General features: G+C 70.8%; 6 protein-coding genes. 4 read left to right on the top strand and 2 right to left on the bottom strand.

Annotated features, from left to right (window positions below; translation table 11 throughout):
- Nucleotides 1-204, bottom strand: a 204-nt coding sequence (locus VF794_RS40305; protein ID WP_331119142.1) for a response regulator, incomplete at its 3' end; no start/stop codon positions are given.
- Nucleotides 201-1,664 carry a sensor histidine kinase gene (locus VF794_RS40300; protein WP_331119140.1) on the bottom strand — a complete coding sequence of 488 codons (1,464 nt, stop codon included), beginning with the start codon at nucleotides 1,662-1,664 and terminating at the stop codon, nucleotides 201-203. The genes VF794_RS40300 and VF794_RS40305, both read right to left, overlap by 4 nt.
- A 491-nt stretch (nucleotides 1,665-2,155) precedes the next feature.
- Between VF794_RS40300 and VF794_RS40295 the strand changes: the two genes are divergently transcribed.
- The 4 genes from VF794_RS40295 to VF794_RS40280 all read left to right on the top strand — a co-directional run.
- Entirely contained in the window at nucleotides 2,156-3,808 is a 1,653-nt protein-coding gene (locus tag VF794_RS40295; protein WP_331119138.1) for a SulP family inorganic anion transporter, read from the top strand.
- 22 nt (nucleotides 3,809-3,830) lie between these two features.
- Entirely contained in the window at nucleotides 3,831-7,211 is a 3,381-nt protein-coding gene (locus tag VF794_RS40290; RefSeq protein WP_331119136.1) for a DUF2309 domain-containing protein, read from the top strand.
- Nucleotides 7,198-8,619: an NADH-quinone oxidoreductase subunit L gene (locus VF794_RS40285; protein WP_331119134.1), complete on the top strand. Its 1,422-nt coding sequence runs from the start codon at nucleotides 7,198-7,200 to the stop codon at nucleotides 8,617-8,619. Before VF794_RS40290 ends, VF794_RS40285 begins: the two co-directional genes overlap by 14 nt.
- Nucleotides 8,619-9,303: hypothetical protein (locus VF794_RS40280; RefSeq protein ID WP_331119132.1), on the top strand; the 685-nt coding region annotated here is incomplete at its 3' end. The genes VF794_RS40285 and VF794_RS40280, both read left to right, overlap by 1 nt.

Raw genomic sequence — 9,303 nt, 5'->3', positions numbered from 1 at the left:
GCACAGCGCCAGACCGTCCATGCCCGGCATTCGCAGGTCCGTGAGGACGGTGTCGAAGTCCTCCGTCTCCAGCAGGGGGAAGGCCTCATCGGCGCGCCCTCGCACCGTGGGGACGAAGCCCCGGCGGGTCAGGCCCTTCTCCAGCAGCGCACGCATCTCGCGCTCGTCCTCGACGACCAGGATGCGCCCCTTCGTCGCGCTCATGTCTCGGCCTCCTGTGCGTCCCTACCCTCGGGTGGAAGGAAGATGGAGAAGCAGCTCCCCCGCCCGGGCTCGCTGCTCGCGGATATCCATCCTCCATGGTCCCTGATGAGCCCATAGGAGACGGACAGCCCGAGGCCCGTTCCCTCGCCTACATCCTTGGTGGTGAAGAAGGGCTCGAAGACCCGGGGGAGCAATTCCGGGGAAATGCCCTCGCCCTCGTCCATCACGTCCATCCTCACCCACTCCGCCTCCGGACCGCCGAACTCCGTCGGCGGGAGGGCCCGCGCCCGCCCCAGCCTCACCCGCAGTGTGCCCGGGCGCTTCATCGCCTGGAGGCCATTGACCACCAGGTTGGTGAGCGCATGCCGGATCTTCCCGGCGTCAACCTCCAGATTCAACGGACCCGACGCCTCGCAGGCCAGGACGATGTCGCGCCGCGCCGCCATGGGCTGGAGCAACTGGAGCGTCCGCTCCACCAGCTCGACCAGATTCTCCGGGGCCCGCTGGGGTGCGCGCCGACGGGCGAAGTCCAGCAGATAGCGGATGATGTCCGTCATGTGCTGGGCCTGCTCGCCGATGATGCGGGCGCACTCCCGCGTCTCGTCTCCCTCGGCCTCGCCGGAGGAGATCATCTTCGCTCGGCCGAGCACCACGTTGAGCGGGGTACCCAGCTCGTGCGCCACGCCGGAGGCGAGCTTGCCCACCGTGCTCAGACGGTCCGCGTGCCGCAGGTGCTCGAGCGTGGCCAGGCGCGCCGCCGTCTCCTGGGCCACCTGCGCGCGTGCGCTCGCCAGCGCTCCGGCCATCTGGTTCATCGCGTCGGCCAGGGTGGCCAGCTCGTCCTTCTGCGGGAGGTACACCCGCGCCTCCAGGTCACCCTGGCCGATGCGCCGTGCCAGTCCCACGAGCTGATTCACCGGGCGGCCCACCAGTCGTTGCCCCATGGCCATGGCCACCAGCAGGAAGGTCAGGGTCAGAGCGCCGATGGCCACCGCGGTGCCCACCACCGTCTGGCGCACGTGCAGGCGCTGCTCCGTGAGGGGCTCGGTGATCTCGATGGTGCCCCGCCTCGGGCCGATCTCCACCGGGGTGAAGGAGCGCAGCAGGCCCGGCACCCGCCGGTCATCCACGAAGGAGAGATCCTTCCCCGCGAGCAGGATCGCCCGCTGCTCGGGCGACAGGCCCGCCGCCTCCGCCGAGTCCAGCCAGAGCCAGCTCAACCGCACCTGTTCCTGGAAGCGGTTGGCCTGCGCCAGCAGCGTCAGCGCCTGCTCCTCGCCCTCCAGCTCCCAGGCCCGGACGAAAGAGCCCCCCAGCGTGTGGCCGAGCAGGCGATGATCATGCCGCATGTCCTGCGCGGCGCGGGACAGCTCCCGCCGTGCCTCCACCGTCTCCAGTCCCGCGATGACCGCGAAGGCGAGCAGCACCAGGGCGAAGATGAGCTTCCGGGCAAGCTTCATACATTCTTCCAGAACACTCCGTCCCGCCCTGGTCCATTTTCAGAGGGGGTTGGAGGGGTGACTGGGACAGGGGCACGGCAGGAAGGAGGCGGACCAGAGCCAGAAGCAGGGCTCGTGCCAGCGGGCACCTCCTCGGGGCGAGATGTCCGCTGGCGCGGGGCGGAATGCCCCACGAGGCGAAATGCCCCGTCCGCGCCCAGGTAGGGCGCACGCCTGGAGAGCGAAGCAGCGGCAGGCGCTGGAGCAGGTCCTGGCGGACAAGCAGGGGGCGCGTTCCCGCTGGAATGTTCCCGGGACCCGAAGGCCCTACCACTTCAGCATCGTCCCGCCCTGGTTCAAGGGGGCGGAATGCCCCCACGGGGCGCAATGCCCCGTGCGCTCGCGGAGGATTGCCCTCTCAACGGGGCTGGCACGGGCCCTGCTTTACCCCTGAACAACAGGTGTGGCCTCCGTGGAGCCACCGGCCTGCACGAATTCAGGAGGTTCAGCCCATGCAGCAGAAGCTCCCGCCCGTTGCCGCCAGTTCCCCCGAGCCCGCGGACGGCCGTAGTTGGAAGAGCGACATCGTCTCCGGCTTCCTCGTCTTCCTCATCGCCCTGCCCCTGTGTCTGGGCATCGCCATGGCGAGCGGCTTTCCTCCCGTGTCCGGCATCCTCACGGCGGTGGTCGGAGGCCTGATTTCCTCCTGGCTGGGCAGCGCGCGGCTGACCATCAAGGGACCCGCCGCGGGTCTCATCGTCATCGCGCTGGGCGCGGTGACGGATCTGGGAGAGGGAGATGGGCAGCTCGGCTACCGTCGGGCGCTGGCGACCATCGTCGTGGCGGCGGTGCTGCAGATCCTCTTCGCGCTGCTGCGCACCGGGAAGCTGGGGGACTTCTTCCCGTCCTCGGTGGTGCACGGAATGCTCGCGGCCATCGGCGTCATCATCTGCTCGAAGCAGTTGCACACGCTGCTGGGTGTGGCGCCCAAGGCCAAGGAGCCCTTCGCCCTGCTGGCCGAGGTGCCACGCAGCGTGGCCAACCTGAATCCGGAGATCGCCTTCATCGGCGTCGTCAGCCTCATCCTCCTCTTTGGCCACGCGGTGCTCGCCAGGCGGGTGACGTTCCTCAAGCGCGTGCCGGCGCCCCTGCTGGTGCTGCTCTTCGCCGTCCCCATGGGCATCGCCTTCGACCTGGAGCACGAGCACACCTTCACCTTCGCTCACGGTGTCTTCCCGGTGGGCCCCAGGTTCCTGGTGAACCTGCCGGGCAACCTGCTGTCGGCCATCACCTTCCCGGACTTCTCCGCCGTCTTCTCGGCGGTGTCGCTCAAGTACATCGCCATGTTCGCGCTGGTGGGCAGCATCGAATCGCTGCTGAGCGCCAAGGCGGTGGACATGTTGGATCCCCAGAAGCGCCGCTCGGACCTGGACAAGGATCTGCTCGCCACCGGCACGGGCAACCTGCTCGCGGGCCTGTTGGGCGGCCTGCCGATGATCTCGGAGATCGTCCGCAGCTCGGCCAACATCGGCTATGGGGCCAAGAGCCGGCTGTCCAACTTCTTCCACGGCCTGTTCCTGCTGCTGTTCGTGGCGTTCGCGCCCATGCTCATCCACCGGATTCCGCTGGCCGCCCTGGCCGCCATGCTCGTCTTCACGGGCGTGCGGCTGGCCTCGCCGAGCGAGTTCGTGAAGACGTTCCGCATCGGCGCCGAGCAGCTCGCCATCTTCGCCTTCACGCTGGTCCTGACGTTGGCCACGGACCTGCTGGTGGGCGTGGCCGCGGGCATCGTCCTGAAGATGGTGGTGCACCTGCTCAACGGCGCGTCGCTGACGGGACTCTTCCGGCCGGAGATCGAGGAGCGCAACACGGGGGAGGGCCGGGTCGTGCTGCACGTGCGGAACGCGGCCGTCTTCACCAACTTCCTCAAGCTCAAGAAGCGGCTGGCGAGCCACTCCCAGGCCCAGTACATCGAAGTGGACCTGACGGACGCGAAGCTGGTGGACCATACGGTGATGGAGCGGTTGCACGAGCTGGAGGACGAGTTCTCCCGCCAGGGTCGCCACCTGCACATCCGCGGGCTGGAGCAGCACCGCAGCTTCTCCACGCACCCGCTGTCCGCCCGCAAGAAGGGGCCCGCCAGCCCCGTGGGACTTTCTTCCTGAACACGTTCTCCGGACACACTCCATGAACCACTCCCCCCCCACGCCCGCGGCGGACCGCGGGCAGCGGCTGAACGCTGTCGTGGCACACGCCGGCCACCTGCTGCCAGCGCAGGGTCCCATCGGCGTGTTCGTCCACCACAACACGCTGCACGCCTTCCAGCACCTGCCCTTCCATGAGGCGCTGACCACCGCGAGCGCCACGTTCGAGACCGAGGCCTACCTTCCCGAGTCGCGCTACCGCGAGCTGTACCGGCGCGGTCGCATCACCGACGAGGACCTGAAGGCGGCCCTGGCCGAGCGGGACGCGGGGGGGATGCAGGGGGACATGGCGCCGGTACAGCTCTCGCGCCTGGAGCTGGAGCTGCTGGCCCTGCTCCACCCGCTGCCGGAGGAGACGGCCGCCTCCCTGCGCTGGCGTCTGGCGGAGCTGTCCGCCTCGTACCGCTTCCGGCCCGACGTGCCGGAGGCGGCGCGCCAGCGCCTGCTGAAGCGCTCCACCGAGGGACTGCGCGGGTGGATGGACCGGGTGGGGCAAGACTGGACGATGACGGACCTGGCGGTGGCCTTGCTGGAGCCCTCGCTGGGGGTGTCCATCCGCGCCGCCGCCGCCGAGCCCCGCCGGGCCATGTCTCCCGAGGCCGCGCTGCGCGAGCTGGGAATCCCCGACACGCTCGCCGCCACCTATGTCCAGCAGGTGAAGCGCCAGCTTGGAGGGACGACAGCGCTCACCGTGGAGGGCTGGCTGGAGGCGGAGGCGACACTCGCCGTGGACGCCCTCGCGACCGCCTTCGGGGGAAGCGGGGGCCTGGGCTCGCTGCGAGAGCGTCTGGAGCGGCAGCCCGAGTCCTTCGCGGTCAGTGCCCTCTGGGCCGCCTGCCGCACCCCGCTGATGCCGGCGAAGACCGGGGCCGAGGAGAAGCTGGAGCCGGGCCAGGAGCGCACCCACCGCGAGGAGCTGCGCGCGGCGACCGGGGAGGACGTGAACGACCTCGTCAACCCGCAGCTCATCCGTGCCTGCTCGGCCTTCCTGGACGAGGGCGTGTCGCACTGGAACATGCCGGACCGGGAGCACGGACTGTACGCCGCCTGGTCCGTGATGAAGCGCACCGGCCTCGGCCTGCTGCCCGACTGGCTCGAGGGGCTGAAGGAAGAGCTGAGCCAGACCGAGCACGCCGGGCGCTCCGCTCGAGACGTGGTGCTCGCCGCGCTCGATGAGCTCGGCGTCCCCGAGGCCCAGTGGGAGCCCTATGTCACCCGCGTGCTGCTCGCCCTGCCCGGGTGGGCCGGCATGATGCATCGGCTGGAGCACAACCCCGCGGATCGTCCTGTCGGGGCGCCTCCCGCGCGGCTCATGGACTTCCTCGCCGTGCGCCTCACGCTGGAGCGCTACGCCCTGCGCGCGGTGGCCCGGCGTCGGCTGGACTACCGGGGCCCCCTGTCCGGACTGAGGGAGCAGGCGCGGCGCGCGGCCGCCCACCAGCCTCCGGCCCTGGAGCGCCCGGCGGAGGAAGGCAGCTGGCGCCTCTTCCAGCTCCTACAGCTCGCGGGGCTCTCCGCGCTGGAGCTCGCCGACTTCCCGCTGGACCGGCGCCAGGCGCTGCTCGCGTGGCTGGAGCGCTTCGACGAGAACGCCCGCCGCCGCGTGTGGCAGGAAGCCTACGAGCACCACTACCGGATGGAGATCGTCCAGGGCGTCGCCCAGAACCGGCTCCGCCCGGAGTCGGCGCGCACGGTGAAGGCCGCGCGCTTCCAGGTGATGTTCTGCATTGATGACCGCGAGGAGGCCATCCGCCGGCACCTCGAGGAGCTCGACCCGCGACACGAGACGTTCGGCGTGGCGGGCTTCTTCGGCGTGGCCATCGACTACCATGGCCTGGACGACGCCAGGCCCGCCGCGCTATGCCCCGTGGTCGTCACCCCCGCGCACGTGGTGGAGGAGCACCCCCACCCGGAGCACGGACAGCGGGCCGAGGACCGCGCGCGCCTGCGTGCCCTGTGGGCCCGCTTCGACCATTGGCTGCACAACAGCTCGCACGCGTTGGAGTTCGGCTGGCTGCTGATGCCGCTGCTGGGCCTGCTCTCCGCGCTGCTGCTGCCCCTGCACATCTTCTTCCCCCGCCGGGTGGACCGGATTCGCCGGGCGCTCTCCGCGAGGATGCTGCCGGCGCCACGCACACGGCTGGCGAGCCTGCGTGAGCAGGAGGTGGCCACGACGGTCCTCGTCAGCGAGAAGGCCCGGGGCTTCACCATCGCCGAGAAGGCGGCGCGGGTGGCCGCCACGCTGGAGAACGTCGGGCTGGTGGACGGCTTCGCCCCGCTGGTGGTGCTGCTGGGGCACGGCGCGGTGAGCGTCAACAACCCGCACCAGTCCGCCTATGACTGCGGGGCCTGCGGCGGTCGCCACGGTGGCCCCAACGCGCGCCTCTTCGCGGAGATGGCCAACCGGCCCGAGGTGCGGGCGAAGCTGCGCGAGCGCGGCATCCACATCCCCGAGTCCACCTGGTTCATCGGTGGCCAGCACAACACCACCAACGACGAGGTGGCGCTCTACGACACCGAGCACGTACCCGCGGCGCTCAACGGCGAGCTCGCGGCGCTGCGTGGGGCCCTGGACACCGCCCGCACCCTCTCCGCGCACGAGCGCTGCCGGCGCTTCGAGTCCGCGCCGCTCAGCCTCTCCCCCGCCGCCGCGCTGCGGCACGTGGAGGGCCGCGCGGCGGACCTCAGCCAGGCCCGCCCCGAGCTCGGCCATGTCACCAACGCCTCGTGCGTCGTGGGCCGCCGCGCCCTCACCCGGGGCCTGTTCCTGGACCGGCGCGCCTTCCTCGTCTCGTACGACCCGACCCGCGATGACGCCCATGGCACCATCCTCGAGCGCATCCTGCTCGCGGTGGGCCCGGTGGGCGCGGGCATCAACCTGGAGTACTACTTCTCCTGCGTCGACAACGACCGCTACGGCTGCGGCACGAAGCTGCCCCACAACCTCACCGGCCTGCTCGGGGTGATGGACGGGGTGGAGAGTGACCTGCGCACCGGGCTGCCGCGACAGATGATCGAAATCCACGAGCCGGTGCGCCTGCTCATCGTCGTGGAGGCGAGCGTGGCGCTGCTGTCGGCCATCTACGCGCGCCAGCCGATGCTGCGCGAACTCATCGGCAATGAGTGGGTGCAGTTGGTGAGCGTGGACCCGAAAACGGGCGAGCAGCAGCGCTTCACCCCCCGGGGCTTCCAGCCCCTCACTCCGCCGAGCGCGCCCCTGCCCGTGGTGGCCTCCTCGCCCGAGTGGTACCGCGGACACCGGGACTTCCTGCCTCCGGCGCTGATCGACAAGACCCTGGCGGGCCCGCCCACCGCGCGCCGCGTCCTCTCACCTTCCGGAGAATCCGTCCATGCGGCTCACTGAACTCGAACCCGGGTGGATCGCGGCGGCCGTGCCGCTCTGGCCCTTGTTGGCCTTCGTGGTGCTGGGAGGCGTGATGCTCGTCCACCGCGCGCCGAGCGAGCGCACGATGGTGCGTTGGGTGCTGGGAGCGCTCTGGCTGTCGCTGGGCTGCTCGGTGATGACCGCGGCCAGCCTGGTGCTGCACCACCGGGACGTGCTGGAGGTGGAGGTGGGCCGGTGGTTCTCCGCCGGGGACTACACCTTCCGGGTCTCGCTGCTGATCGACCGGCTGTCGGCGACGATGATGGTGCTCACCAGCGCCATCACCCTGCTCATCGGCCGGTTCTCGGTGAACTACCTGCACCGCGAGCCGGGCTTCGCGCGGTTCTTCCTGCTGCTGTGCCTGTTCACCCTGGGAATGCTGGTGCTGGTGGAGAGCGGCAGCATCGACCTGCTCTTCGTGGGCTGGGAGCTGGTGGGCCTCACGTCGGTGCTGCTCATCGGCTTCTTCCACGAGCGGGCGACGCCGGTGCGCTCGGGGCTGAGGGCCTTCACCATCTACCGGCTGTGCGACATGGGCCTGCTGGTGGGCGTGGTGCTGCTGCACCACTTCACGGGCACGGCCGAGTGGGCGGAGGCCCTCGGGGAGCGAGCCTGGCCGGGCGAGGCGGTGGCGCTGGGAGTGGTGCCGGCCACGGTGCTGGCGCTCTGCCTGATGCTGGGGGCCATGGGCAAGTCGGCGCAGCTGCCCTTCAGCAGCTGGTTGCCTCGCGCGATGGAGGGGCCCACGCCCTCCAGCGCCCTCTTCTACGGAGCACTCTCGGTGCACGCGGGCGTGTATCTGCTGCTGCGCGTGGCGCCGTTGCTGGAGCGTGCACCCCTGGCGCGCGGGGCCCTGGTGGCGGTGGGCCTGTTGACGGCCATGCACGCCACGCTGGTGTGGCGCGTGCAGACGGACGTGAAGAGCTCGCTGGCCTATGGCGTTCTCACCCAGGTGGGCCTGCTGTTCGCCGAGGTGGGTCTGGGGCTGTACAAGCTGGCGCTGGTGCACCTGGTGGCGCACGCCTGCCTGAGGTGCCTGCAACTCCTGCGGGCTCCTTCGGCCCTGCGCGAGGCGCAGGCGCGACGCGCGGCCCTGCGCGCGGCACAGCCTCCCACCGTCGCGGTGGCGCACCGGGTGCTGTCCGCGGGGCTGCTGCGGCGCTTCTACCGCCTGGCCCTGGAGCGCTTCGCGCTGGAGGTCATGCACGAGCGGTGGGTGCTGGGTCCCCTGCTGCGGCTGGGCCAGTGGATTGACAAGGCGGAGCGGCGCTGGGTGGGTGCACTGAGCGGCTGGATGCCGCGCCAGGAGCAGGGCCATCCCGAGCAGCAGCCCGAGATGACGCCCGCGAAGCAGTCGTCGGGCGGCCAGTCGACAGGAGTCATGTGATGCAGACGTCCCTTCCTCTTCTCTCGTTGCTGGTGGCGCTGCCGGCGCTGGGCGCGGTGGCGCTGCGGTGGGTGCGGCAACCCGCGCGGGCCCGTCAGGTGGCCACGGGCGTGGCGGTATCCACCCTGGCCCTGACTGCCGGGGTGGTGCTTCTCTTCCGCGACGGGCAGCCGGGGCCGCAGCTGCTGGAGGCGTGGTTCCGGGTGCCGCTGCTCGGCATGGTCTACCGGATGGGCGTGGACGGAGCGAGCGTGCTGGCGCTGACGCTCACCGCGCTGCTCACCCTGGCACTGGTGGCGGCCGGTCCCCACCAGTCACTGGACCGGAGCACGCTCGTCGTGCTGCTGCTCACCGAGAGCGCGACGCTGGGCTTCTTCTGCGCGCAGGACCTGGCGCTGATGCTCGCCTTCTTCCTCGCCACGCTGGTGCCGCCGAGCGTGCTCGTCTCCCGCGACGCGCGGGCACTGCCGGAGGCGCGAACGCTGCGCACCTTCCGGACCTACATGATCGCCGGCACACTGCCGCTGCTGGTGGCCACGGTGCTGGTGGGCGTGGTGGGCTGGCACGCGGGGGTGGAGGAGCCGTTCGCCTTGACGGAGCTGCTCGCGCGCGGGGTGCCGGACGCGTGGCAGCGGCCCCTCTTCGGTCTGTTGCTGCTGGCGGTGGGGGTGCGGATGGCGGTGG

It is taken from the genome of Archangium sp., from assembly GCF_036389735.1.
Lineage (GTDB): Bacteria > Myxococcota > Myxococcia > Myxococcales > Myxococcaceae > Archangium.
Note: the sequence above shows the minus strand (reverse complement) of the source record. Positions and strands in the feature narration are given on the sequence as shown.

Coding starts and splice junctions, on each gene's coding strand:
- VF794_RS40300 (WP_331119140.1), bottom strand. CDS start 1,664: ATGAAGCTTGCCCGGAAGCTCATCTTCGCCCTGGTGCTGCTCGCCTTC.
- VF794_RS40295 (WP_331119138.1), top strand. CDS start 2,156: ATGCAGCAGAAGCTCCCGCCCGTTGCCGCCAGTTCCCCCGAGCCCGCG.
- VF794_RS40290 (WP_331119136.1), top strand. CDS start 3,831: ATGAACCACTCCCCCCCCACGCCCGCGGCGGACCGCGGGCAGCGGCTG.
- VF794_RS40285 (WP_331119134.1), top strand. CDS start 7,198: ATGCGGCTCACTGAACTCGAACCCGGGTGGATCGCGGCGGCCGTGCCG.